The sequence below is a fragment of the Ewingella sp. C233 genome, from assembly GCF_055407225.1.
Map to the genome: position 1 here is coordinate 466,399 of NZ_JBUZRI010000003.1, position 24,508 is coordinate 490,906.

Sequence of the window (24,508 nt, forward strand, 5' to 3'; positions counted from 1 at the left end):
TCTATGATTGGTGTTCTTCAGGCCAAATCAGACAGGTTCTGTTTGCGGATATAACCACTCAGTTCCTGCTCTTGTTTGCAGAGACGGTGCCAGTCAACAATGGGCATTCGCACCATAAGACCGATACTTCCATCCTCTTCAATCCATTCTTTTTCAATCGCCTGAAGCTGGTAAAAACGGCTACGAAGACGGCCTGCTTCTGGTGGCAAACGCAATTCATGCTGCGCTATTTCACCGGAGAGACGCTCCGTCAATGCCTGGAATAACAACGAAATACCTTCACCGGTCACGGCTGAAAGCCAGACCCTGATCGGTAAATTCTCCTCGTTGCGGTCGATACGCGGGACAAAATCATCCAACATATCTATTTTATTCATCACTAACAGCACAGGGATGTCATCTGCTTCAATCTCTGCCAGCACCGTATTCACCGCGTCGATATTTTCCTCAACGCGAATATCCGCTGCATCAATGACGTGCAGTAGCAGAGTTGCCTGTCGGGTTTCCTGCAATGTTGCTTTAAAAGCAGCAACCAAATCGTGGGGCAGGTGACGAATAAACCCTACGGTATCCGCCAGCACCGTTTCACCGACATCTGCAACCATAATGCGGCGCAGCGTAGGATCGAGGGTGGCAAATAACTGATCGGCCACGTAAACGTCAGCCTCAGTAATACGGTTAAACAGCGTAGATTTACCGGCGTTGGTATAGCCGACCAGTGAAACAGTAGGAATATCAGCGCGCATTCGCGAGCGACGACCCTGTTCACGCTGTTTGGCGACTTTTTCAAGCCGGCTGAGGATCAAGGTGATCCTGTCGCGCAATAAGCGACGGTCGGTTTCGAGCTGGGTTTCCCCTGGGCCTCTGGCACCAATACCGCCACCCTGACGCTCAAGGTGTGTCCAGCCGCGAACCAGTCGGGTAGCAATGTGGCGTAATTGCGCCAGTTCTACTTGTAACTTACCTTCGTGAGTTCGCGCACGCTGAGCAAAGATATCTAAAATTAATCCGGTACGATCGACCACGCGACATTCGCACAGCGCTTCCAGGTTTCTTTCCTGGCCAGGTGTCAATGCGTGATCAAACAGGATAACAGACGCGCCAGTTGCTTTGACGGCATCTGCAATTTCTTGGGCCTTTCCTTCACCGACAAAGTATTTAGGGTGCGGCGCCTTGCGGCTACCTGTGACGACTTGCAACGTCTCAACACCTGCAGAAGAAACCAGCGATTCGAATTCGCTCAGGTCTTCCGTGTCTTTGTCTCGCGAGAAATAGATATGAACCAGTACGGCCTGCTCACCGGCTTCATAACGGTCAAACAAGCTGGTGACCTCTCATTTGGGAAAAAACCGCCAGCCAGGGGCTCATAAGCATAATTGGACTACTTATGGGCCCCGTCGTGGTTGACCTGCAATGCGCTTTATTCAGCGTCATCGCTGTCCTGCTGCGGTTGCGCAGAAGGCGTACTACCTTGATGATAATTGCTGGTACCACCACTGCTTGGATTATTACTATGGTGAGAAACCGGGCGGGAAGGCACAACGGTGGAGATCGCGTGTTTATACACCATCTGGCTTACCGTGTTCTTTAACAGAATGACAAACTGATCGAAAGACTCAATCTGGCCTTGCAGCTTAATACCATTCACCAAATAAATAGAAACCGGAACACGTTCGCGACGCAATGCGTTCAGGAACGGATCTTGCAAAGATTGCCCCTTAGCCATTCTATCTTTTCCTTATTAGTTTGTTGTTTGTAACTCTGAGCCTATCGGCTCGAAAATAAAACACATCAAAAATTTGCGCGTTGAGTACTAATCAATTGTACACAATCACCCAACCTATGCACTAACAACCTGAATTACACGGCGTAAGGCTTCGTCTGGCTTTTCACTATCCAGCCATTCAACCCCCTCCCAGCCACGTAACCAAGTCATCTGACGTTTGGCCAGCTGTCGTGTCGCGCAAACACCACGATAAACCATTTCATCGTAGTCGGTTTCACCAGAAAGATATGACCACATCTGGCGATAACCCACACAACGAATGGAAGGCAAGTCCGTATGCAAGTCGCCCCGAGCTATTAACGTTCTAACTTCATCTTCAAAACCTTGCAACAACATCTGACTAAAACGCTGTTCAATACGTTCATGTAACAACTCGCGCCGGTTCGGTGCAATTGCAAACTGATGCACGTGATACGGCAGCGACTCACCCGAAATCTTAGTCAGTTCCGTTAAAGTTTTACCTGAAATATAAAAAACTTCCAGTGCTCTGGACAGTCTCTGCGGATCATTCGGATGTATTCGCATGGCCGCAACAGGATCTATCTCATGTAATTGGTGGTGAAGGCTGTCCCATCCGTGCTCTGCGGCTTCAGTTTCTATGCGCTCACGAATGGCTGGATCCGCCGGGGGCAACGGCGAAAGACCTTCCAGTAACGCTTTGAAATACATCATGGTGCCCCCCACTAACAGCGGGATTTTATTCCGTGCGGTGATCTCGGCCATTTCCCGCAAGGCATCAGCGCGAAAATCAGCCGCAGAGTAAGCTTCGCCCGGATCGAGAATGTCGATTAATCGGTGCGGCGCCTTACGCAGCTCCTCTTTGGTCGGCTTGGCAGTCCCCACATCCATGCCGCGATAAATCAGGGCAGAATCCACGCTGATAATTTCGACAGGAAAATGCTCAAGCAAAGACATCGCCAGCGCCGTTTTGCCGGAGGCTGTCGGCCCCATAATAAAAATAGCCGGAGGTGCAGAATGTGTATTCAAGTCAGTCACGCTTAAAAGCCGCCAGGGCGGGTTGTAGATCAACAGGTTGCAAAAGACCGGACGGAGGTGATTTCACCAGTTGCGGGCAAAGACGCTCAACGTCCGTGAGTAGTTGTATCGCTTGCGAAATGGTCCAGACTTCGTGATCGCTACCGATGTGGCGGGCAAACCACATGGCTACCGCATCAGAAGTCACCTCCTGCTGAACAGCAAGGTAGCCTAACAGGTCGGGTATCAACTTTTGTAAATTTTGTTGGCGTAAAGGTAAAGGTACCGCGCGTAATGTCACACGCTGGTGATCAACCACCATCTCAAGCCCAAATTTTTGCAACACCGCCTGATGCCTGGTAAACGCTGCGCCTTCTTCTTTGTTTATCTGAAGTTTAAGAGGGATAAGCAAAGGCTGCGGACGCAGCCCCTCTTCCGGCGGTGTTAATTGCGCGCGTTTAAGCCAGCGTTCTGCAACCGGCAACGACAACAGCACCAGCTGTTTTCCCCGTTCGAGCAGAGCGAACTCCGGTGCGCAAACTGTCAGAACGCGTCCGAAACTCTGGCTATGCGCATCCAGCGCCGATTCCGGCAGCTGATTATGCGAAATTTTGGCTGACAACGTCGGTACGGGTTCCTGTACTTTCAGTGCTTCGGCCGTTGTCTGCAGCAAACGCTGATACACATCACCCTGCGGCGAGCTGTAAGACGGTTTCTCATCTTTAAACACGGGCTCACGCGGCTGGCTGACACGCGCCGTGGCAGGAAAAACATTTTCGCGCGATGCTCGTGGTGCGACTTCCCATTTCGCGGCGGGTTGTGAGAAGTGATTCCTTCCCGCAGCCTGGCGGTTTTCGGGTTGCCAGCGTGGTGCTTCGATTTCTACCCCGTCTTCATCAACCGGGTTCCCGGCGATCAGGTCAGGTTTCGCAGCCTGCTGTAATACCGTCATTACGGCCTGATAGATAAAATCATGCACTAACCGTGACTGATGGAAACGGACTTCATGCTTGGCCGGGTGAACGTTGACATCCACCTGATGCGGATCGACATCCAGATAAAGCACATAAGCGGGTTGCTGGTCGTCTTTCAGTTGATCCTGATAAGCCTGGCGGATCGCATGGTTGATCAACCGGTCTTTCATCATGCGGTTATTCACATAACAATATTGCATGTCGGTCAGGCTGCGCGATCCGGTCGGATCGGCCACCCAGCCGCGGATCCCCAGATCACCATGCTCCCACTTCACCTCAAGCGCATGTTGCACAAACGTCGGGCTGCAGATAGCCGCCAGCCGCCGTGAGGATTGCGCGGGATCGGTCACGGCGCGGTATTGTCGCATCAGTTTGCCGTTGTGCGTAAGGTTGATGGCCACATCAAAACGCGCCAGCGCAATGCGCCGGACCACTTCGTCGATGTGAGTAAATTCGGTTTTCTCGGTGCGCATAAACTTGCGGCGAGCAGGAGTATTAAAGAAGAGATCAAGCACTTCGACGGTAGAACCCTGCGGATGCGCCGCCGGTTTTACCGTGACTGCCATGTCACGGCCTTCGGCATAAGCCTGCCAGGCTTCTGGCTGCGTAGCCGTGCGCGACGTCAGCATCAGACGTGAAACCGAACTGATACTGGCCAGCGCTTCCCCACGAAAACCGAGGCTGACAATCGCCTCAAGATCATCGAGGCAGCTGATTTTACTGGTGGCGTGGCGCGCAAGGGCCAGCGCCAGTTCGTCCTTACTAATGCCGCATCCGTTATCGCGAATACGGATAAGCTTGGCGCCGCCGCGATCGATATCAATGTCGATACGCGTTGCGCCCGCATCCAGACTGTTTTCCACCAGCTCCTTCACCACCGAAGCCGGTCTTTCCACAACTTCACCCGCCGCGATTTGATTGGCTAATTGCGGCGGCAGAACCTGAATCGGCATAGTGGCTCCAGCGCTAAACGGTCATCACCCGGCATTGATGGCCCGGATTATGACTGAGGAATGGTTAAGGTCTGTCCGAGTTGTACCTCGCCAGACTTCATATGGTTGGCCGTTTTGATGTCATTCATGCTGACACCGTATTTCGAGGCAATCGCCGACAGTGTATCGCCACGGGTGACCTTATGCTTCGCCGCTTTCTTTTTAGCTGCCGCCGTTTTGCTGACTGCCGCGGTTTTCTGGCTGTTGGCCGATACCGCTTTTGTCCCTGCGGGTACTTTCAACCGCTGCCCGACCCACACACCGTCTTTTTTCAGCTTATTCAGGTCACTCAACGCGCCCGTCGTGGTGCCATATTTAACGGCAATACCGGTCAGTGTTTCACCGCGTTTTACCTGGTGGATCTGCGTTGCACCGCCCGATGCCGCCGTGGCTTCTACCGGGCCAGGCTGACTCATTGAACTGGTGCTGGCAGCGCTGTCATCAACCGCCGTTGCTGAGGCCAGCAACGGTCGGTTTTCGACCTTTGGGCCGGATTGCAACGGATGCGACAGGAAATAACTGCGCAGGCCTGAATAAATAGCCTGAGCAATTTTCTCCTGATACGCGCTGCTTCCAAGCAGCCGCTCCTCATTGGCATTACTGATAAAGCCCGTTTCCACCAGCAAAGAAGGAATATCTGGCGAGCGCAGCACGCCCAGACTGGCATGTTCTGGTTTTGCTTTATGCAACGCACCGACGCGACGCAGCTGAATCAGCACTTTCGACGCCACGTCATATCCCACACGCTGCGAATGACCGAACTGTAAATCCAGTACAGCCTGGCTTAAATAGGGGTCGGAAGCAGTGTTAGCCAACATGTCGCCGGCACCGCCGAGCAATTCGGACTGTTTCTCATGCTGCTCCAGCCAGTTACCCATTTCACTGTTAGCACGGCGATTGGAGAGCACCCATACCGAGGCACCGGTCGCACTGCGGTTTGGGGCAGCATCGGCGTGAATAGAAACCAGTACGTTCGCGCCTTTTTTACGCGCCACGTCAGAACGGCCCATGACCGAGATAAAATAGTCACCATCACGCGTCATCGCCGGTTTAAACATCGGATCGGCATTCAGTTTGGCTTCCAGTTTACGGGCAATGGCAATCGTAACGTTCTTCTCTTTCAGGCCATTGCCACCGATAGCACCCGGATCCTGACCACCATGACCGGCATCGATAGCCACAATCACCTGATTGTCATTGCTGCTTCCGCTGGTCCGTGGGGTTGGCGTGTTATCTGAAGCGGGACCGCTGGTGACTGCCGTCAGCTTACTGCCACCAAACGGATTGGGCTGGCTGCTTTTAGCCATCAGGGCCGCATTAGGTGACGGTGTTGACGTCACGGTGTTCACCGGGGCAGAGCGCTGCGCAGGGGCAACGGCGGCCGCGTTCATGGTGAAAACAACGCTGTTATCCTGAGTCACCGCATTGGTTTTCACCTTTTGCGTCAGCTCAAAGACCAGCCGCTGGCTCTGGGCATCCTGCGCATTACTGGAACGCACGCGTTTCACCAAATTCTGACCATTAAAGTTCAGCGGCAGGCCTTTCATGACCCCGCTTTGTTTAACGTCAATCACCACCCGTTCAGGATTATGCAGCGGGAAAAAGGCGTAATCAGGCTTCCCATCAAACGTAATAGTGATAATTGATTGGGTGGAACCGTTGGAAACATTGATGTTTTTCATACCTGCCGCTGACGCAGGCAATGGCGTAACAACGGTGAACAGCAAAATCGACGATATAAACAGCGTCGTGGTAAGGAAAATCTTTTTGAAGCAGTCACTCATCGCGCGATCATCCTTGCTGTTGTACCAGATGCAATAGGCTTGTTCCGCAGGCAGAAACCGCTTTCAGCGTTGCTATGCGCCCATCAGGCTGATATTCCAGTGTTAATTCAATATCAGGCTCAGGCAGAACACCGGCGCCCTGCTGTGGCCACTCAACCAGACAAATAGCGTCCTGGGCAAAATAATCACGAATGCCCATAAATTCCAGCTCTTCCGGATCCGCAAGACGGTACAGGTCAAAATGGTAGACCGCCATCGGATGTAACTGATAAGGCTCCACCAGCGTATAGGTCGGGCTTTTTACATTGCCCTGATGCCCCAGCGCCTGAAGGAAACCACGGCTGAAGGTGGTTTTTCCGGCACCTAAATCGCCGAAAAGATGAATAACTGTCGCACCAGTGCACGCTTTTGCAAGCATGGCACCCAGTTTAAGCGTTGCCGCTTCGTCCGGCAGAGAGAGTTGTAGTTGATTCATTGGGTGATATCTTTTTTTTCAGGTCAGGATTAACTAACGGGGCAATTACCGCTAAAAGATCAGTCGCCAACATGCCGCGCTTGCCTTGCAAAAGGGCTATCTGGTCAGCGGCCGCGCCGTGTACCACTGCGCCTGCACAAGCAGCGTCAAATAGAGAAAGATGCTGAGCCAACAATCCGCCGATGATACCAGAAAGTACGTCGCCCATGCCGCCGGTCGCCATACCCGCGTTACCGACATCAGCGAGCGCCATCGGGCCACTGTCCTGTGCAACCAGCGAGCCAGCCCCTTTGAGCACCACGACACCGCCGAAGCGTTCCGTTAACTTGCGCACTGCAAGTAAGCGGTCACTTTCAATATCTTTCACTGTACATCCCAGCAAGCGCGCCGCTTCGCCGGGATGTGGCGTTAACACGCGATTTTGCCGTTTCTGCGGTGTGATTGCCAGCAAGTTCAACGCATCAGCATCGAACAGGGCCGGTTTCGTGCTCTCCGACACGAGTTTAAACGCGGCTTTCCCCCAGGCCTTCTGCCCCATACCGGGGCCAGCGACCACCACATCGGCCCACTCAAGACCATCTGCCAAAGAGTTGTCCGTCAGTTCCTGCACCATCAGCTCGGGTCTGGCGGTCAAAAGCGGTCCGGCGTGTTCTTTGTGAGTGAGTACTCGCACCATACCAGCACCCGCCCGAAGTGCCGCCTCTGAGGCCATGCTGATTGCCCCTGCGAAACCGGTATCACCACCGACCACCAGCAGATTCCCGTGATCGCCTTTATGTGAGCATGGGCGGCGCGGGTGTAGCCAGTCGCCAAGCTGGCTGGCATCCAGCCTTTGTAACACCGCAGGGTGCCCTCCCAGCCAACTGTGTAATCCCAGCGGGTCACAGTGTAATTTACCCACGTGGTCACGCGCTTTACCAGTAAGCAGGCCCGGTTTCAGGGCGATAAAGGTCATCGTCTCGCTCGCCTGTACGGCCTTCCCCGGCACAGCTCCGGTTTGTGCATCCAGCCCGGAGGGGATATCCAGTGACAGTACCGGCGCATCAAAGGCATTAATGGCCGCAATCAGCGAGTCATAAGGCGCGCGCGGGGCTGCGGCCAAACCGGTTCCGAGCAGCCCATCAATGATCAAGTCAACGTCCGGCGACCATTGCGTATGGGCTTCACCGACAGTTCCACCGGCGTTCAGCCACGCGTCTCTGGCTGTCTGAGCCTCTTCGGGTAAGGACCTGTCGCTTTTCACCGCCAGCAACGTCACGTTGATGCCCGCCGATTTCGCCAGCCGCGCCACTTCATAACCGTCGCCGCCGTTATTGCCATGCCCGCACAATACCAGCCAGTGCCGTGCACCAGGGAACGCCGTACGAGCCAGATAAAAAGCGGCCGCCGCCGCACGCTGCATCAGCGTAAACAAAGAGATACCCGTCTCCTGCGCAGCGAGGCTTTCAACCTGACGCAGCCAGTCCGCAGAAAAGACAGAATGTGGTAAACTTAGCGCGTTACGTTTTTCACTTTGGTTAGTCATGACACTCCCTCTTGATCTCATTCAACTGGCCCAGCTTATCAAGCAATGGGGCCTATCCTATGGCTTTCAGCAGGTCGGTATTTGCGATACCGATCTCTCCGCTGAAGAGCCAAAATTGCAGGCATGGCTTGATAAACAATACCATGGCGAAATGGAATGGATGGCCCGTCACGGCTTGCTTCGCGCCCGCCCACACGAACTGCTGCCCGGCACATTACGGGTTATCAGTGTGCGGATGAATTACCTGCCCGCCAAAGCCGCATTTGCCAAAACATTGAATAACCCCGATCTGGGATATGTCAGCCGTTATGCCCTCGGGCGCGATTATCATAAATTGCTGCGACAGCGCCTGAAGAAACTCGGCGATAAAATACAGGCTTACTGTACTGAACATGCTGATTCACAAACAATTGATGAACAGGAAAAGCATGGCACAGAAATCAGTTTCCGGCCTTTTGTCGATTCAGCACCCATTATGGAACGTCCGCTGGCGGCGAAAGCGGGAATTGGCTGGGTTGGTAAACACTCACTTATTCTTAACCGCGAGGCGGGTTCATGGTTCTTCCTTGGAGAATTGCTGATTGATTTACCTCTGCCGATCGATCAGCCACAGGAAGAGAAATGCGGCAAATGCGTTGCCTGTATAACGACCTGCCCGACCGGTGCCATTGTGGCGCCTTACACCGTGGATGCCCGCCGCTGTATCTCTTATCTGACAATTGAACTAGAAGGGGCTATCCCGGAAGAGTTCCGCCCGCTGATGGGTAACCGCATCTATGGCTGTGATGATTGTCAGCTGATTTGCCCGTGGAACCGATATTCCCAGCTCACCAACGAAGCAGATTTCAGCCCGCGCGCCGCCTTGCACGCGCCAGAACTGATTGAACTGTTCGCCTGGAGTGAGGAGAAGTTTCTACGGATAACAGAAGGCTCGCCGATCCGGCGCATTGGTCATCTGCGCTGGCTGCGTAATATTTCGGTCGCTCTGGGCAATGCACCCCATGCAGAAAATGTGCTTTTAGCCCTGCAAACGCGACAAGGGGAAAATAGCTTGTTGGACGAACATATTGAGTGGGCTATAGCGGAACAGTTGAAAAGACGTGAAGAAAATCGGGTAGAAGTACAATCTTCGCAGACGAAACGGCTGATAAGAGCGGTGGAAAAGGGTTTGCCACGAGATGCATAAAGAGAGATTTCAAACGTTACAATGCCACTTTGTTATCTGTGCATAAAAATAAAAATGCTTTGGCAATCAAGTGCAAAAAAAAGAGCAAGTGATCGTGATAACGTTTTGCCATAAATAAATTATTATTAAATTCAGTAAGTTATTTTTTGACAATATAAGTCGGCCAGAAAACACACAGTGTAAAATTCAAACAAAAACTGTGGATAAGTCTGTTCAAAAAGTTACTACAAAGAATGTAAAGTGATGACGTAACGCGCCTGTAAGTAGCGTGCTGTCTGGCTTGAAGATTGAATGGATAATATTGGAGCGGGAAACGAGACTCGAACTCGCGACCCCGACCTTGGCAAGGTCGTGCTCTACCAACTGAGCTATTCCCGCATTGAGATGCTTGATGCATCGGCTGTTAACTGGTTTGTTGGAAAACCACAGCATGACTTCTGAAGATACAAATTTTGGAGCGGGAAACGAGACTCGAACTCGCGACCCCGACCTTGGCAAGGTCGTGCTCTACCAACTGAGCTATTCCCGCGTCGCATGGCACTGTTTTTCTACACCTAATCAACTGCTTAAAATTTGGAGCGGGAAACGAGACTCGAACTCGCGACCCCGACCTTGGCAAGGTCGTGCTCTACCAACTGAGCTATTCCCGCTCTGCGCACTCAACGAAATTCTTCATCGGTACGGGGTGCGCATTATACGAGAAATCCTTTCCCTAGCAAGCCCCTGAAAGCAAAAAAACGTGTTTTTCGTTCAAGTGCCGATTAAAACAACAAACCGGCGATTTAATCAGCGAAAAGCACGAATTCCGTGTTCAGCGGCGCAATAGAAAAAATTTCAGGCTATTTTGAAAAAAATTTAAAGCTGAATAAAATGTTCGCGGTAATACGCCAGTTCGGCAACAGACTCACGGATATCATCCAGTGCCTGATGGGTATTCTGCTTTTTAAAACCACTCAGCACTTCCGGCTTCCAGCGGCGCGCCAGTTCTTTCAGCGTGCTGACATCAAGATAACGGTAGTGGAAGTAAGCTTCCAGCAGCGGCATATATTTGAACAGGAAGCGGCGGTCCTGCCCGACACTGTTGCCGCAAATTGGTGATTTTCCTTCAGGAACCCATTGTTGCAGGAACTCGATGGTTTTCAGCTGAGCCGCATTGTCGTCAAACGTACTGGCTTTCACACGTTCCACCAGACCGCTGCCGGTATGCGTACGCACGTTCCAGTCATCCATCAGCGCCAACTGCGCATCGGACTGATGAACCGCCATAACCGGGCCTTCAGCCAGAATATTCAAATTCGCATCTGTCACCAGGGTGGCAATCTCAATGATGCGGTCGCGTTCAGGGTCAAGCCCAGTCATTTCCAGATCGATCCAGATTAAGTTGCTGTCATTTCCTGCCATGATATTTCCTGTTAACAGTCCGTCGCCGATGCTGTTGCATCAACAATCAGAAGTTTATGAGAGACGTCTCGAGTAACCGCCGGCCAGCAACGGTTAATAAATACGAAATAGCTGGTATCATAGACGTTTTGGTCGCAACGAGCGATTAAAGCCAGTCAAGTGAGGCGCAGTGACTAAGTCAAAACTGTCCAAAGGGCAACAACGTCGCGTACAGACTAACCACCAGCGTCGTCTGAACCAGACCGACAAACGTAAAGAGCTGGACGACTCCCTGCATGGTGAACCGCAAGACGGCAGAGTGATTAGCCGTTTCGGAATGCATGCGGACGTTGAAGCTGCCGACGGCAGCCAGCACCGTTGCAATATCCGCCGAACCATCCGTTCCCTGGTCACCGGTGACCGCGTCGTTTGGCGCGCGGGTGAAAACGCCAGCGTCAAAGGGATCGTCGAGGCAGTACATGAACGTACCTCCGTCCTGACACGCCCGGATTTCTATGACGGCGTAAAACCTATTGCCGCCAACATTGACCAAATTGTCATTGTTTCGGCCATTTTACCTGAGCTGTCGCTCAACATTATCGACCGCTATCTGGTGGCCTGTGAAACTGTCGAAGTTGAGCCGCTGATTGTACTCAACAAAATCGACCTGCTCGACGACGAAGGCCGCAAGTTCGTCGAAAGTATGATGGATATCTACCGCAAGATTAATTACCGCGTGCTTGAAGTCTCAAGCCAAACTGGCGAAGGGATGCCCGCCTTTGAGAGCGCCCTGATTGACCGTATCAGTATCTTTGCCGGTCAGTCTGGCGTGGGTAAATCCAGCCTGCTGAACGCATTGTTGCCGCCGGAAGAGAAGCAGATCGTGGTCAATGTCGTCTCAGACAACTCAGGTCTGGGCCAGCACACCACCACGGCGGCCCGTCTTTACCACTTCCAGCATGGCGGCGACGTCATCGACTCCCCGGGAGTACGTGAATTCGGTCTGTGGCATCTGGCCCCGGAGCAGATTACGCAGGGCTTTATCGAATTCCGCCCCTTCATTGGCTACTGTAAATTCCGCGACTGCAAACATGGCAGCGATCCGGGCTGTGCCATTCGTGACGCCGTAGACCGTGGGGATATTGCCGAAGAGCGCTTCGATAACTATCACCGTATTCTCGAAAGCATGGCGGACGTAAAGACACGTAAAAACTTTGATGCGCTCTGACCGTTAAGCGCTTGAATTGTTAACCGATGTACTGCATTTTCGCTACCTCGGTTAACGGGATTGATTAGCGGATATTGTCGCGATGATTTACCCTCGTTACAATCCGCAGCCTTATGCTGAGCCGCTGCCCTAAAACGGCCCAGCCACCACGCTCAATGGTGCTCTGATTCAGAGTAACCTCCACTATTGCGCGCCGTGAATCCCGGCGCGATGACATCACCCAAGAGGTTCCCCGTGCTGGACAGTCTTAAAATCAAACTTCAATACTTACTTCCTAAACAAGGACTGACCCGTCTGGCTGGCTGGGGTGCAGATAAGCGTGCCGCGATGCTGACGCACTGGGTTATTAAAGGCTTTGCACGCTATTACAACGTCGACATGAAAGAAGCAAAGGATCCGGATCTCAAGTCCTACCCGACGTTTAACGAATTCTTCGTACGCCCGCTACGCGATGGCGCACGCCCTGTCGTCAGTGGTTTGGATATGCTGTGTCTACCCGCCGATGGCGCAGTCAGTCAGTTAGGTGCCATTACCGACGGAAAATTGTTCCAGGCCAAAGGTCATTTTTACTCGCTGGAAGCCTTGCTGGCGGGAAATTATCAGCTGGCTGAGCAGTTCAAAGACGGCCAGTTCGCCACCATTTATCTTGCCCCGCGCGATTATCACCGCGTGCACATGCCTTGTGACGGCGTGCTGCGTGAAATGATTTATGTCCCCGGCGATCTGTTCTCCGTCAACCCACTGACGGCGGCCAATGTCCCGAACTTGTTTGCCCGCAACGAACGCGTCATCTGCCTGTTTGATACAGAATTTGGCCCTATGGTGCAGATTCTGGTAGGCGCAACCATCGTCGGCAGCATCGAAACCGTATGGGCTGGCTGCGTAACGCCGCCACGTGAAGGCATTATCAAACGCTGGACTTACCCGGCCGCTGGCGCTGAAGGCGCGATCGCTCTGGAGAAAGGTGCCGAGATGGGCCGCTTTAAACTGGGCTCAACCGTCATCAACCTGTTTGCCGCGGGCCAGGTGAACTTTATGCCCCAACTGAGTAACGGCACAATCACCCGCATGGGTGCTCCTTTTGCCGAAGCCGTACGTCAAAGTGCGGCAGTTAAGACACAAACGGCTACCGTTGATATCACCAAAAATGAGCCTGTCGTGACTGATGAAATCGTTGCGCCGACAGAAACCGTGCCCGCTCCGGCAGGCATGGCACAGGCTGGTGTCACCAAGCCTGCAGCACCCCCGGAAGATGTCTGACACCTTCCCGGATCTAACAGAATAAAAGGAAATACCGAGTGCGCCTGATCCCTGCGTTACTGATGAGTTTATTGCTGGCCCTGCCGATGATCGCCACTGCGGCGCCGTCGGAAGATCAGCTCAAACAAGAGCTGAAACAGGCCGAAGCCAATAAGGAAATGGCGAATCAGGCACAGGTGGTTGAAGCACTGCAAAGCGCACTCAACTGGCTAAGCGAAGCGCGTGCCTCATCGGTACGCGCCGAGCAGTACCAGAAAGTGATCGATGATTTTCCGAAACTGACGCAGGGTTTGCGTCAGGAACTTCAGGCGCAGGGTGATACACCGCTGCCGGTCGATAACAACCTGACCGCCGCCCAGCTGGATCAGCAAATTTTGCAGGTCAGCAGCCAGTTGCTGGAGGAAGCCCGCCAGTTACGTCAGGAGCAGGACCGCTCCCGCGACATCAGCGACTCCCTCGGTCAGATCCCCCAACAGCAGTCGGAAGCCCGCAACGCACTCAGCGATATAGAACAACGTCTGCAATCCGGCGCTACTTCTGGCAATGCCTCACAGCTGGTTCAGGCGCAGATGAGCGCTTTACAGGCCGAGTCCGCGGCACGAAAAGCAAAAGTAGACGAACTTGAACTCGCGCAGCTTTCGGCGAACAATCGCCAAGAGTTGTCGAGAATGCGCGCCGATCTGTATAAAAAACGCCACGATCGTCTTGATCAACAACTTCAGACACTGCGCAATAATCTCAACAGTCAGCGCCAGCGCGAAGCCGAACAGGCCATTGAAAAAACCGAGTTGCTGGCAGAACAGAGTGGAGAACTCCCCGCCTCTGTCAACAAACAGCTGCAAGCTAACCGTGAGCTCTCTTTAGCGCTGAATCAGCAGGCGCAGCGCATGGATTTGATCTCCTCCCAGCAGCGTCAGGCTGCCGCCCAAACCCTGCAGGTTCGTCAGGCCCTGAGCACCATCCGCGAGCAGGCGCAGTGGTTAGGGGCATCAAATCTTTTAGGTGAAACGCTGCGGGCGCAGGTTTCAAAACTACCGGAAGTGCCCAAACCGCAACAGCTGGACCGGGATATGGGCCAGTTGCGCGTTCAGCGTCTGCATTATGAAGACCTGCTCGATAAGCAGGCACTCTTCCGGCAGGCGCGTCAGGACGACGGCACCCCGCTGACCGCGGCGCAGCAAAAAATCCTCGATGCCCAGCTGCGCATGCAACGTGACTTACTCAATTCCCTGCTGTCCGGGTGTGATTCGCAAATCCTGGAGCTCACCAAGCTGAAAGTCGCCAACAGCCAGCTGGTTGAAGCACTGAATGAAATTCATGAAGCGGCTCACCGCTACCTGTTCTGGGTCGCTGACGTCAGCCCTATCAGCTTCTCTTATCCGTTGCAGGTGGCGCATGACCTGACTCGCCTGTTGTCGCTGGATACGTTGTCCCAGCTCAGCAGCGCCTCGCTGATGATGGTCACCAGCAAGGAGACCTTAATCCCGCTGTTTGGTGCCCTGATTCTGGTGATTATCAGTATCAGTTCACGCCGTCACTACTATGCGTTTCTAGAACGTTCCAGCAGCCGTGTCGGCAAAGTCACGCAGGACCACTTCTCGTTGACCCTGCGCACCGTCTTCTGGTCGATTCTGGTGGCCCTGCCGCTGCCGGTACTGTGGGCGGCGCTCGGTTTTGGCCTGCGAAGTGCGTGGCCTTATCCGATTGCAGTCGCGATCGGTGATGGCGTGACCGCCACCCTGCCCATCCTCTGGGCGTTTATGATCAGTGCCGCGCTGGCTAACCCGAAAGGGCTGTTCGTAGTGCATTTCGGCTGGCCGCAGCGGGCGGTTTCCCGCGCGATGCGTTATTACATGATGTCGATCTGGCTTATCGTGCCACTGATTATGGCGCTGATCACCTTCGATAATCTCAATGACCGTGAATTTTCGAATACCCTTGGCCGGCTGTGTTTCATCCTGCTCTGTTTGGCACTGAGTCTGGTCACCCATAGCCTGAAACGGGCGGGGATACCGCTCTATCTGGATAAGAAAGGCAATGGCGAGAACCTGCTCAACAACGCCCTCTGGTGGTTGCTGTTAAGCGCGCCAATGGTGGCCGCATTGGCATCGTTACTGGGTTATCTGGCGACGGCGCAGGCGCTCTTGGCAAGGCTAGAAACGTCAGTGGCTATCTGGTTTGTCCTGCTGGTGATTTACCATATTATCCGCCGGTGGATGCTGATTCAGCGCCGCCGCATTGCCTTTGAGCGTGCAAAACAGCGACGGGCCGAAATGCTCAGCCAGCGCGCCCGTGGTGAAGAAGAGCCTCAGCACGCTAACAGTAACGAAGGGACGATTGAGATCGAAGAGCCGGAAGTGGATCTGGATGCGATCAGCGCGCAGTCCCTGCGGCTGGTCAGATCAATTTTGACGATGGTGGCTTTCGTCTCGGTGATCTTCCTGTGGTCTGAGATCCATTCTGCTTTCTCTTTCCTTGAAAACATCCATCTTTGGCAGGTTTCTTCGGTCAATCAGGGGGTGGAGAGCATGCAGCCGATCACCCTCGGCGCGGTGTTGATCGCCATTTTAGTGTTGATCATCACCACGCAATTGGTACGAAATCTGCCTGCCCTGCTGGAGCTGGCGCTGTTGCAGCACCTGGATCTGACGCCCGGCACCGGCTACGCCATTCTGACCATCACCAAGTACGTACTGATGATCGTCGGCGGTGTGAGTGCCTTCTCGTTGTTAGGGATCGAATGGGCGAAATTGCAGTGGCTGATCGCCGCATTGGGTGTTGGTCTCGGTTTTGGTCTGCAAGAGATCTTCGCCAATTTTATCTCCGGCCTGATCATTTTATTTGAAAAACCGATCCGCATCGGCGATACCGTGACGATCCGCAACCTGACGGGCAGTGTCACCAAGATCAATACCCGTGCAACTACCATCGCGGACTGGGATCGCAAAGAGATCATTGTTCCGAACAAGGCATTTATCACCGAGCAGTTCATCAACTGGTCGCTGTCTGACTCCGTAACGCGCGTGGTATTAACCGTACCGGCACCTTCTGAGGCCAACAGCGAAGAAGTGACTGAGATCCTGCTCAATGCGGCGCACCGCTGCTCTCTGGTGCTGGATAACCCGGCGCCGGAGGTCTATCTGGTTGATTTGCAGCAGGGGATCCAGATTTTCGAACTGCGTATGCACGCCGCTGAAATGGCCCACCGTATGCCACTGAGACATGAGATCCACCAGCTGATTCTGGCGGGCTTCCATGAACACGGCATTATCCTGCCATTCCCACCGTTCCAGGTTCGCATGGAGACCCTGCGCCGGGCGCAAAATGGCAATAACGCGACGTTCACCAGCTCGAGCGGCTCAAATATACCGAGCAGCAGCGCACGCTCGCCGGGTGATCTGTAACACAGTGGATCCAGCAGGCTGTATTCGCCGTTAAAAACAAAAAGGCCGACAAGTTCACTTGCCGGCCTTTTTGTTCGTTCTTCCTCAGCACTGCGCAATGCCGCCCTGTCAGGCGCGCATCACCGGGAATGCCAGAACTTCGCTGAGGCTATTGGCCCCCAGCGCAATCATAATCAGACGATCAACGCCCAGCGCCACGCCGGAGCATTCCGGCATACCGTGTTCCAACGCATCGAGCAAATTGTTATCCACAGGCTGTACCGGTAAGCCCCGTGCAGCACGCTTCTGGTTGTCCTGCGCAAAGCGCTGACGTTGCTCTCTGCTATCGGTCAGTTCGCGGAAGCCATTGGCCAGTTCGACACCTTTGTAATAGACCTCAAAACGCTCTGCCACACGGTGATCTTCCGTGCTGATCTCAGCCAGGGAAGCCTGTGTCGCGGGGAAGTGATATACAAATGTCGGTTTATCACGACCGATATGCGGCTCAACACCCATTGTGAACAGCAGCTGCAACAGCGTATCGCGATCCTCTTCAGTGTCGGCAATATTCGACAGATCGAGTTTTGCAGCCACTTCACGCAGTTGGGCTTTATCGGCTGAGAGCGGGTCAACGTCGAGGTGGCGAGTAAATGCTTGCTGATAAGAGAGGGTTTCCGCCGTTTCGCAGTCCAGTATCTGTTGCAGCAAATCATCGACTTCATTCATCAGACGGTACATGTCATAACGCGGACGATACCACTCCAGCATGCTGAATTCGGGGTTGTGATGCTGCCCTGCTTCTTCATTGCGGAAACTTTTTCCCATCTGATAAATCGGACCACTTCCGGCCGCCAGCAGCCTTTTCATATGGTATTCAGGGCTGGTCATCAGATACAACGTCATGCCATCCGCCGCGCCAGGCCCGACAAAACGGGTTTCAAAAGGCACCAGATGAACGTCGGTGACCGTCGCCTGGCTCATAGCCGGCGTTTCTACTTCTAATACGCCACGATCGGCAAAAAAACGTCGAATCTCGGCGACGATTGCCGCGCGCTTCAACAAATTGGCGATAGGAGCACTGGGTTGCCAGCTTGCTGTTTCGCTCATGGTGCTTAACTCCGAAGTGAGAAAGGGCATGCAGTCTACCTGCAACCACACAGGCAAACAAATATCTCATTCTGCGCCCTAAGACGGCAACGGATGTTACAGAAAGCCGAAATCAGCGTTCACATCAAATTTCCCGTTCTACCCCTTAGGTATAATTAATCCCTTACAAATAATAAGAATACTCACCTCTGAGACAGTACCTGCGTGCCATCAGAGTAAACTGAGCCATCAATAATGCTGGCTTCTCAATGGGTTTCAGACCCGACATCATGATGATAGTGGAGGAATGCAGTGCAAACCTTTAACGCCGACATTGTAATTATAGGTGCAGGTGGAGCTGGTTTACGCGCAGCCATAGCAGCAGCGGAAGCCAACCCCAGCCTTAACATTGCGCTGATATCAAAAGTGTACCCGATGCGCAGCCATACCGTGGCTGCCGAAGGTGGCTCAGCCGCCGTCACGCAGGATCACGACAGCTTCGACTACCACTTCCAGGACACAGTGTCCGGCGGTGACTGGTTGTGCGAACAGGACGTGGTGGATCATTTTGTTCACCAATGCCCGAAAGAGATGGCACAACTCGAAATTTGGGGCTGCCCGTGGAGCCGCAAAGAAGACGGGTCCGTCAACGTGCGGCGTTTTGGCGGAATGAAGATCGAGCGTACGTGGTTTGCGGCCGATAAAACCGGCTTCCACATGCTGCATACTCTGTTCCAGACCTCGCTGAAGTACCCGCAAATCAAGCGATTCGACGAGCATTTTGTTCTCGATATTTTGGTAGATGATGGCCGCGTTCACGGGCTGGTTGCTATCAATATGATGGAAGGCACGCGCATACAGATTCGCGCCAACGCCGTGGTCATGGCCACCGGCGGCGCAGGCCGTGTGTACCGCTACAACACCAACGGCGGGATTGTTACCGGTGACGGCATGGGCATGGCCTTCCGTCACGGTGTACCGCTGCGTGATATGGAATTTGTGCAATATCACCCGACCGGTCTGCCGGGTTCCGGCATCCTGATGACCGAAGGTTGTCGCGGCGAAGGCGGTATTCTGATCAACAAAGACGGCTATCGTTATTTGCAAGACTACGGCATGGGCCCGGAAACGCCGCTCGGGGAGCCGAAGAACAAATATATGGAACTCGGCCCGCGTGACAAAGTCTCACAGGCCTTCTGGCATGAATGGCGCGCCGGACGTACCGAGTCCACCCCGCGCGGGGATGTCGTGTATCTCGATTTGCGGCATCTGGGCGAGAAAAAGCTCCTCGAACGTCTGCCATTTATCTGCGAACTTTCAAAAGCTTATGTCGGCGTCGATCCGGTAAAAGACCCTATCCCGGTGCGCCCTACTGCGCACTACACCATGGGCGGTATCGAAACCAACGCACAGTGTGAAACCCGAATTAAAGGGCTGTTTGCCGTCGGCGAATGCTCTTCGGTCGGCCTGCATGGTGCCAACCGTCTTGGTTCAAACTCGCTGGCAGAACTGGTGGTGTTTGGACGTATGGCGGGTGAACAAGCAGCCATTCGCGCGACTGAATCGGTCAAACCTGCCAACTCGGTAGTACTGGACGCACAGGTTGCTGACGTGGAAAACCGTTTAGCCGCACTGATGGCGCAGGAAGGCAATGAAAGCTGGGCGACTATTCGTGACGAAATGGGCATGTCGATGGAAGAAGGCTGCGGCATTTACCGTACGCCGGAACTGATGCAAAAAACCATCGATAAGCTGGCTGAACTGAAAGAGCGCTTCAAACGGGTGAAAATCAAAGACACCTCCAGCGTATTCAATACCGACTTGCTGTACACACTGGAGCTGGGCTACGGGCTGGATGTCGCTGAATGTATGGCGCACTCGGCATTTAACCGTAAGGAGTCACGCGGTGCTCACCAGCGTCTTGACGAAGGCTGTACCGAGCGCGATGACGTGAATTTCCTCAAGCATACGCTGGCCTTTTATCAGCCCGACACCGCACCACGCCTAGAATATGGCGATGTGAAAATCACCACTCTGCCGCCAGCAAAACGCGTCTACGGCGCTGAGTCAGAAGCTCAGGACAAGAAAAACAAGGAGCAATCTCATGGCTGAGTTGAAGAGCCGGAAGGTTGAGATCATGCGTTACAATCCGGAAACCGACAGTGCGCCGCATCCGGTCGTTTATGACGTGCCTTTCGATGAGACAACATCACTGCTCGATGCCTTAGGGTACATCAAGGATAATCTGGCCCCTGATTTGTCTTATCGCTGGTCGTGCCGCATGGCAATTTGCGGCTCATGCGGCATGATGGTCGATAACGTGCCTAAACTGGCGTGCAAAACCTTCCTGCGCGAGTATCCGCATGGAATGCAGGTTGCACCGCTGGGTAATTTCCCGATTGAGCGCGATCTGGTGGTCGATATGACTCACTTCATCGAAAGCCTCGAAGCCATCAAGCCTTATATCATCGGTAATCCGCGCGATGCCTCACAAGGTCCAGGTAACCAAACCCCAGCACAGATGGAGAAATACCATCAGTTCTCCGGCTGCATTAACTGTGGCTTGTGTTATGCCGCCTGTCCGCAATTCGGTTTAAATCCGGAGTTCATCGGTCCGGCAGCCATCACGTTGGCGCACCGTTATAACCTCGACAACCGGGATCACGGCAAACAGCAGCGTATGGCCCAGCTCAACGGCCAGAACGGCGTCTGGAGCTGCACCTTCGTCGGCTATTGCTCTGAGGTGTGTCCGAAGCATGTCGATCCGGCTGCGGCAATTCAACAAGGCAAAGTGGAAAGCGCAAAAGACTTCATGATAGCGAGGCTCAGACCGCAATGAGGGAACAAAATATGATGAATACGCCGAGCAAACGTAAACCCTACGTGCGTGAGATGAAGGCCAACTGGTGGCAAAAATCCGGGTTTTATCGTTTCTATATGCTGCGCGAAGGCACCGCCGTTCCGGCCGTCTGGTTCAGCTTGCTGCTGCTGGCCGGGCTTTTCTCGCTCAAGCATGGCGCAGAGAGCTGGGCAGGTTTTGTCGGTTTTCTGCAAAACCCGATCGTGATGATCATTAACCTGATCGCCCTTCTTGCCGCATTGCTGCATACCAAAACCTGGTTTGAGCTGGCTCCGAAGGCTTCCATCATTATCGTGAAAAACCAGAAAATGGGTCCAGAACCGGTAATTGGCGCGTTCTGGGTGATCACCGTGGTTGCCACGCTGGCTATTCTGGCCATCGCCTTATTTTATTAACGGGGGGACATGATGAATAAAACGCTTCCAAAGCGCTCTGACGAACCGGTCTTCTGGGGACTGTTCGGCGCAGGTGGGATGTGGAGTGCGATCTTCGCGCCGGTGATGATCCTGCTGGTTTGCTTCCTGTTGCCACTCGGGTTTTTCCCGGCTGATGCACTGAGCTATCCGCGGATCCTGGCGTTTGCACAAAGCTGGATTGGTCGCCTGTTCTTATTGCTGATGATCGTTTTACCGCTGTGGTGCGGTTTACACCGCATGCACCACGCCATGCATGATCTGAAGATCCATGTCCCGGCAGGGAAATGGGTATTCTACGGTCTGGCAAGCATTCTTACCATCGTCACTGTGATTGTTCTGATCAGGATTTAACGCTCTCAGGCGGCCCCTTCTGCGGGCCGCTTTTTCCGCTATCATATTACCTCTTCTCCCATTTTTACCTACACTTAGAGCACACCCTAAGGAAGGAACTGCTATGCAAATCTGGTCAAAACTCGGCGTTCTGGTATCGGCTGTGATGTCCGTTGCCTGTAGTGTCACGCCCCCCTCTGACGTGAAGGTCGTCAATAACTTTGAATTGAACCGTTATCTCGGTACCTGGTATGAGGTCGCCCGGCTGGATCACAGTTTTGAAAGCGGGCTCGAGCAGGTAACAGCGAATTACAGCCTGCGCAACGACGATGGCGTCAAAGTGATTAACCGGGGTTTTAATCCGAAAAAACAGAAGTGGCAGGAGAGCGAAGGTAAAGCCTATTTCACCGGACCGACTTCACGCGCGGCGCTTAAGGTTTCCTTCTTCGGCCCGTTCTATGGCGGCTATAACGTCATTGAACTGGATAAGGATTACCAGTACGCCCTGGTATGTGGCCCGAATAAAAGCTATCTGTGGATTTTGTCCCGCACGCCGACGCTCAGCGACGACGTGAAACACAAATTGCTGGATACCGCTCAGCAATACGGATTTGATATCAATCAGTTAGTTTGGGTTAAACAGTCAAAATAGGATGTGGAGGGAAGAGGCACTGCCTGCATGCTACTGCAGGCAGAATCTGCATTAAGCGGGAATTTCAGACGCGAAAAAGGTTATTGCGCGCTTTTTTGGATAGCCTGTCCGCCAGCAGAGACATCTTCACCCACGCCGCGCGTGGTGTTACACGCCGTCAACGCACTGGACAGTACCAAAACAGACAAAATGGCCAGAATACTTTTCTTCAGCATATAAATTTCCTTCCTATAAGAGAATGGTAAGTACGACCACCTAAGTGTAGTAAAAAAACAGCAACGCGAGGTTTTTCAGAGGATTTTAGGAAATATGGAAAATAGTGGCTGAAGGGATCAGCCCGCTCTGGAGATAGCGCCCCCCAGATGCTGGATGTCTTCACCAAAGCCGTGAACGGTATTACAGCCGGATAACGAAGCCAGCACCATCATTGAAACCAGAAAAAACAGCACCTTCTTCAACATGGTAAACGTGATCCATTTCCAAAGTGTGATGGAGGAAAGTCGCGGCAAGTGTTTGACCTGCCGCAGCTTTCGCCAGCGTTTAAAGTTACTTAACGCGGGAAACGTATTCGCCAGAACGGGTGTCACAACGGACGATTTCACCGATCTGCACGAACAATGGAACCTTAACCACAGCGCCGGTGCTCAAGGTCGCAGGCTTGCCACCGGTACCCGCAGTATCACCTTTAAGACCTGGGTCAGTTTCAACCACTTCAGCTTCGATGAAGTTTGGTGGCTGAACAGCGATAGGACGGCCATCCCACAGCGTCACGATACATTCTGCATTGTCTTGCAGCCATTTTGACGCTTCAGTGACGGTTTTAGCTTCAACACCGTGCTGCTCGAAAGTCTCAGGGTGCATGAAGTGGTAGAACTCACCGTCGTTGTACAGGTAGGTCATGTTGGTATCTACAACGTCCGCACCTTCGCAGGAGTCAGTAGATTTGAAGGTTTTTTCTACGCGTGAACCGGTCAGCAGACGACGCATTTTCACACGTGCGAAAGCCTGACCTTTGCCTGGTTTTACAAACACACTGTCTTCGATTGCGAAAGGTTCGCCTTCGAACATGATTTTAAGACCCGGACGGAAATCGTTGCTAGAATAAGTCGCCATGATGGCCCTCTAATTTTAAACTGGTATTAGCCAAAAAATGGCAAACATTGTAACCCTAAATACGCCATTTAGAGAAGATTGGTTGTATCAACTCGGCGATGTTATTACAGACCCGGATGAACTGCTTACTCTTCTGGCACTTAACGATAATGCAGAGCTGCAAACAGGGCGTGACGCCCGTCGTTTGTTCCCGTTACGCGTTCCGCGTGCCTTTGTGGCGCGCATGCAACCGGGCAATCCGCACGACCCTTTACTGTTGCAAGTCCTGACCGCGCGCGAGGAGTTTATCGCCGCACCGGGCTTTACGACCGATCCACTGGACGAACAACGTAGTGTCGTTCCGGGACTGTTGCACAAGTACAGTAATCGCGCGCTATTGCTGGTCAAAGGTGGCTGTGCGGTGAACTGCCGCTACTGCTTCCGTCGTCATTTTCCGTATCAGGAAAACCAGGGAAATAAAGCCAACTGGGTTCAGGCCCTGGATTATATCCGCTCACACCCTGAACTCGATGAAATTATTTTCTCTGGGGGTGATCCCCTGATGGCAAAAGATAGTGAACTTGACTGGCTGATCACAGAACTAGAAGCGATCGCGCACCTTAAACGCCTGCGGATCCACACCCGTTTGCCGGTAGTGATACCAGCGCGCATTACCACCACGCTCTGCCAGCGCCTCAGCGATTCACGCTTACAGGTGTTGATGGTGACGCACATCAATCATGCTAACGAGATTGATGTAAACCTGTGCAACAGCATGAGCCGCCTCAAAAGTGCTGGCGTAACGCTGCTAAACCAAAGCGTGCTGCTGCGCGGGGTGAATGACTGCGCCGACACGCTGGCCGAGCTGAGTAATGCGCTGTTTAATGCAGGGATCCTGCCGTATTATATCCACGTGCTGGATAAAGTTCAGGGCGCGGCCCATTTCATGGTCGATGACGATGAAGCACGGGTGATTATGAAAGGGTTGATGAGCAAGGTATCGGGCTATATGGTGCCCAAGCTGACGCGTGAAATTGGCGGTGAGCCGAGTAAAACGATTCTGGATTTGCGGCTTAAACAGTCCTGAATACAGCAGAAACTGGGATCAAAAAGGGATGCACGAT

At 53.2% G+C, this 24,508-nt stretch carries 22 protein-coding genes and 3 tRNA genes; 10 read left to right on the forward strand and 15 right to left on the reverse strand.

The genetic code is table 11. The features are described from left to right. Positions 1-17: 17 nt before the first annotated feature. The 7 genes from hflX to nnr all read right to left on the reverse strand — a co-directional run bounded on the left by hflX (position 18) and on the right by nnr (position 8,511). Entirely contained in the window at positions 18-1,322 is a 1,305-nt protein-coding gene (hflX, locus tag ACZRKO_RS17375; protein WP_463738478.1) for a ribosome rescue GTPase HflX, read from the reverse strand. Positions 1,323-1,420: 98 nt separating this feature from the next. Beyond that, complete coding sequence (hfq, locus tag ACZRKO_RS17380) at positions 1,421-1,726, reverse strand: RNA chaperone Hfq (protein ID WP_140473324.1); 306 nt, start codon at positions 1,724-1,726, stop codon at positions 1,421-1,423. Positions 1,727-1,840: 114 nt separating this feature from the next. Beyond that, positions 1,841-2,737 (reverse strand): tRNA (adenosine(37)-N6)-dimethylallyltransferase MiaA, encoded by an 897-nt coding sequence (gene miaA, locus ACZRKO_RS17385; protein ID WP_463738535.1) that lies wholly within the window; start codon positions 2,735-2,737, stop codon positions 1,841-1,843. Between the two features lie 37 nt (positions 2,738-2,774). Continuing rightward, positions 2,775-4,688 (reverse strand): DNA mismatch repair endonuclease MutL, encoded by a 1,914-nt coding sequence (mutL, locus tag ACZRKO_RS17390; RefSeq protein WP_463738479.1) that lies wholly within the window; start codon positions 4,686-4,688, stop codon positions 2,775-2,777. 47 nt (positions 4,689-4,735) lie between these two features. Further along, complete coding sequence (gene amiB, locus ACZRKO_RS17395; protein ID WP_463738480.1) at positions 4,736-6,511, reverse strand: N-acetylmuramoyl-L-alanine amidase AmiB; 1,776 nt, start codon at positions 6,509-6,511, stop codon at positions 4,736-4,738. A 7-nt stretch (positions 6,512-6,518) separates the two neighbouring features. Further along, a complete protein-coding gene (tsaE, locus tag ACZRKO_RS17400; RefSeq protein WP_463738481.1) occupies positions 6,519-6,986 on the reverse strand; it encodes a tRNA (adenosine(37)-N6)-threonylcarbamoyltransferase complex ATPase subunit type 1 TsaE in 468 nt (155 codons plus the stop codon). Then, on the reverse strand, positions 6,940-8,511 hold the full coding sequence (gene nnr / locus ACZRKO_RS17405) for a bifunctional ADP-dependent NAD(P)H-hydrate dehydratase/NAD(P)H-hydrate epimerase (protein ID WP_463738482.1): 1,572 nt from the start codon (positions 8,509-8,511) through the stop codon (positions 6,940-6,942). Before nnr ends, tsaE begins: the two co-directional genes overlap by 47 nt. Here nnr and queG point away from each other — a divergent pair. Further along, entirely contained in the window at positions 8,510-9,697 is a 1,188-nt protein-coding gene (queG, locus tag ACZRKO_RS17410) for a tRNA epoxyqueuosine(34) reductase QueG (protein ID WP_463738483.1), read from the forward strand. The two genes, nnr and queG, sit on opposite strands and share 2 nt — an antisense overlap. A gap of 302 nt (positions 9,698-9,999) precedes the next feature. Here the strand turns inward: queG and ACZRKO_RS17415 are convergent. The 4 genes from ACZRKO_RS17415 to orn form a co-directional block, all read right to left on the reverse strand. After that, a tRNA-Gly gene (locus ACZRKO_RS17415) sits at positions 10,000-10,075 on the reverse strand. Between the two features lie 75 nt (positions 10,076-10,150). Continuing rightward, positions 10,151-10,226 (reverse strand) — tRNA-Gly (locus ACZRKO_RS17420). A gap of 45 nt (positions 10,227-10,271) precedes the next feature. Further along, positions 10,272-10,347, reverse strand: a tRNA-Gly gene (locus tag ACZRKO_RS17425). Between the two features lie 205 nt (positions 10,348-10,552). After that, positions 10,553-11,098, reverse strand: a complete 546-nt coding sequence (gene orn, locus ACZRKO_RS17430) for an oligoribonuclease (protein WP_463738484.1) — start codon at positions 11,096-11,098, stop codon at positions 10,553-10,555. A gap of 169 nt (positions 11,099-11,267) precedes the next feature. Here orn and rsgA point away from each other — a divergent pair, with 169 nt between their 5' ends. From rsgA to mscM, 3 genes are all read left to right on the forward strand, one after another. Beyond that, complete coding sequence (gene rsgA, locus ACZRKO_RS17435; RefSeq protein WP_463738485.1) at positions 11,268-12,305, forward strand: small ribosomal subunit biogenesis GTPase RsgA; 1,038 nt, start codon at positions 11,268-11,270, stop codon at positions 12,303-12,305. Positions 12,306-12,539: 234 nt separating this feature from the next. Further along, positions 12,540-13,565: an archaetidylserine decarboxylase gene (gene asd / locus ACZRKO_RS17440; RefSeq protein ID WP_463738486.1), complete on the forward strand. Its 1,026-nt coding sequence runs from the start codon at positions 12,540-12,542 to the stop codon at positions 13,563-13,565. Between the two features lie 38 nt (positions 13,566-13,603). Then, positions 13,604-16,969, forward strand: coding sequence for a miniconductance mechanosensitive channel MscM (mscM, locus tag ACZRKO_RS17445; protein ID WP_463738487.1), 3,366 nt, complete (start codon positions 13,604-13,606; stop codon positions 16,967-16,969). 108 nt (positions 16,970-17,077) lie between these two features. Here the strand turns inward: mscM and epmA are convergent, their stop codons facing one another. Then, positions 17,078-18,055 (reverse strand): elongation factor P--(R)-beta-lysine ligase, encoded by a 978-nt coding sequence (gene epmA / locus ACZRKO_RS17450; protein WP_463738488.1) that lies wholly within the window; start codon positions 18,053-18,055, stop codon positions 17,078-17,080. 291 nt (positions 18,056-18,346) lie between these two features. Between epmA and frdA the strand changes: the two genes are divergently transcribed. The 5 genes from frdA (at position 18,347) to blc (ending at position 22,292) form a co-directional block, all read left to right on the forward strand. Continuing rightward, positions 18,347-20,146: a fumarate reductase (quinol) flavoprotein subunit gene (gene frdA / locus ACZRKO_RS17455; protein ID WP_463738489.1), complete on the forward strand. Its 1,800-nt coding sequence runs from the start codon at positions 18,347-18,349 to the stop codon at positions 20,144-20,146. Beyond that, positions 20,139-20,873 carry a succinate dehydrogenase/fumarate reductase iron-sulfur subunit gene (locus ACZRKO_RS17460; RefSeq protein WP_463738490.1) on the forward strand — a complete coding sequence of 245 codons (735 nt, stop codon included), beginning with the start codon at positions 20,139-20,141 and terminating at the stop codon, positions 20,871-20,873. Before frdA ends, ACZRKO_RS17460 begins: the two co-directional genes overlap by 8 nt. A 14-nt stretch (positions 20,874-20,887) precedes the next feature. Then, positions 20,888-21,289, forward strand: coding sequence for a fumarate reductase subunit FrdC (gene frdC, locus ACZRKO_RS17465; protein WP_463738536.1), 402 nt, complete (start codon positions 20,888-20,890; stop codon positions 21,287-21,289). Between the two features lie 12 nt (positions 21,290-21,301). Beyond that, positions 21,302-21,661 (forward strand): fumarate reductase subunit FrdD, encoded by a 360-nt coding sequence (frdD, locus tag ACZRKO_RS17470; RefSeq protein ID WP_463738537.1) that lies wholly within the window; start codon positions 21,302-21,304, stop codon positions 21,659-21,661. A gap of 103 nt (positions 21,662-21,764) precedes the next feature. Next, a complete protein-coding gene (blc, locus tag ACZRKO_RS17475) occupies positions 21,765-22,292 on the forward strand; it encodes an outer membrane lipoprotein Blc (RefSeq protein ID WP_463738491.1) in 528 nt (175 codons plus the stop codon). A gap of 80 nt (positions 22,293-22,372) precedes the next feature. Here blc and ACZRKO_RS17480 read toward each other — a convergent pair whose 3' ends face one another. The 3 genes from ACZRKO_RS17480 to efp all read right to left on the reverse strand — a co-directional run bounded on the left by ACZRKO_RS17480 (position 22,373) and on the right by efp (position 23,405). Further along, entirely contained in the window at positions 22,373-22,507 is a 135-nt protein-coding gene (locus tag ACZRKO_RS17480; protein WP_014333643.1) for an entericidin A/B family lipoprotein, read from the reverse strand. 117 nt (positions 22,508-22,624) lie between these two features. Continuing rightward, positions 22,625-22,720 carry an entericidin A/B family lipoprotein gene (locus ACZRKO_RS17485; protein ID WP_431306771.1) on the reverse strand — a complete coding sequence of 32 codons (96 nt, stop codon included), beginning with the start codon at positions 22,718-22,720 and terminating at the stop codon, positions 22,625-22,627. A 118-nt stretch (positions 22,721-22,838) separates the two neighbouring features. Then, on the reverse strand, positions 22,839-23,405 hold the full coding sequence (gene efp / locus ACZRKO_RS17490; RefSeq protein ID WP_463738492.1) for an elongation factor P: 567 nt from the start codon (positions 23,403-23,405) through the stop codon (positions 22,839-22,841). A gap of 37 nt (positions 23,406-23,442) precedes the next feature. Here efp and epmB point away from each other — a divergent pair, with 37 nt between their 5' ends. Further along, on the forward strand, positions 23,443-24,471 hold the full coding sequence (epmB, locus tag ACZRKO_RS17495; protein ID WP_463738493.1) for an EF-P beta-lysylation protein EpmB: 1,029 nt from the start codon (positions 23,443-23,445) through the stop codon (positions 24,469-24,471). The last annotated feature ends 37 nt before the right edge of the window (positions 24,472-24,508 follow it).

Excerpts from the sequence above, each read along its gene's own strand:
- epmB (WP_463738493.1), top strand. The coding sequence starts at position 23,443 with ATGGCAAACATTGTAACCCTAAATACGCCATTTAGAGAAGATTGGTTG.
- hfq (WP_140473324.1), bottom strand. The coding sequence starts at position 1,726 with ATGGCTAAGGGGCAATCTTTGCAAGATCCGTTCCTGAACGCATTGCGT.
- ACZRKO_RS17480 (WP_014333643.1), bottom strand. The coding sequence starts at position 22,507 with ATGCTGAAGAAAAGTATTCTGGCCATTTTGTCTGTTTTGGTACTGTCC.
- frdD (WP_463738537.1), top strand. The coding sequence starts at position 21,302 with ATGAATAAAACGCTTCCAAAGCGCTCTGACGAACCGGTCTTCTGGGGA.
- queG (WP_463738483.1), top strand. The coding sequence starts at position 8,510 with ATGACACTCCCTCTTGATCTCATTCAACTGGCCCAGCTTATCAAGCAA.
- ACZRKO_RS17460 (WP_463738490.1), top strand. The coding sequence starts at position 20,139 with ATGGCTGAGTTGAAGAGCCGGAAGGTTGAGATCATGCGTTACAATCCG.
- frdC (WP_463738536.1), top strand. The coding sequence starts at position 20,888 with ATGAATACGCCGAGCAAACGTAAACCCTACGTGCGTGAGATGAAGGCC.
- efp (WP_463738492.1), bottom strand. The coding sequence starts at position 23,405 with ATGGCGACTTATTCTAGCAACGATTTCCGTCCGGGTCTTAAAATCATG.
- orn (WP_463738484.1), bottom strand. The coding sequence starts at position 11,098 with ATGGCAGGAAATGACAGCAACTTAATCTGGATCGATCTGGAAATGACT.
- amiB (WP_463738480.1), bottom strand. The coding sequence starts at position 6,511 with ATGAGTGACTGCTTCAAAAAGATTTTCCTTACCACGACGCTGTTTATA.
- tsaE (WP_463738481.1), bottom strand. The coding sequence starts at position 6,986 with ATGAATCAACTACAACTCTCTCTGCCGGACGAAGCGGCAACGCTTAAA.
- blc (WP_463738491.1), top strand. The coding sequence starts at position 21,765 with ATGCAAATCTGGTCAAAACTCGGCGTTCTGGTATCGGCTGTGATGTCC.
- ACZRKO_RS17485 (WP_431306771.1), bottom strand. The coding sequence starts at position 22,720 with ATGATGGTGCTGGCTTCGTTATCCGGCTGTAATACCGTTCACGGCTTT.
- epmA (WP_463738488.1), bottom strand. The coding sequence starts at position 18,055 with ATGAGCGAAACAGCAAGCTGGCAACCCAGTGCTCCTATCGCCAATTTG.
- nnr (WP_463738482.1), bottom strand. The coding sequence starts at position 8,511 with ATGACTAACCAAAGTGAAAAACGTAACGCGCTAAGTTTACCACATTCT.
- mutL (WP_463738479.1), bottom strand. The coding sequence starts at position 4,688 with ATGCCGATTCAGGTTCTGCCGCCGCAATTAGCCAATCAAATCGCGGCG.
- miaA (WP_463738535.1), bottom strand. The coding sequence starts at position 2,737 with ATGGGGCCGACAGCCTCCGGCAAAACGGCGCTGGCGATGTCTTTGCTT.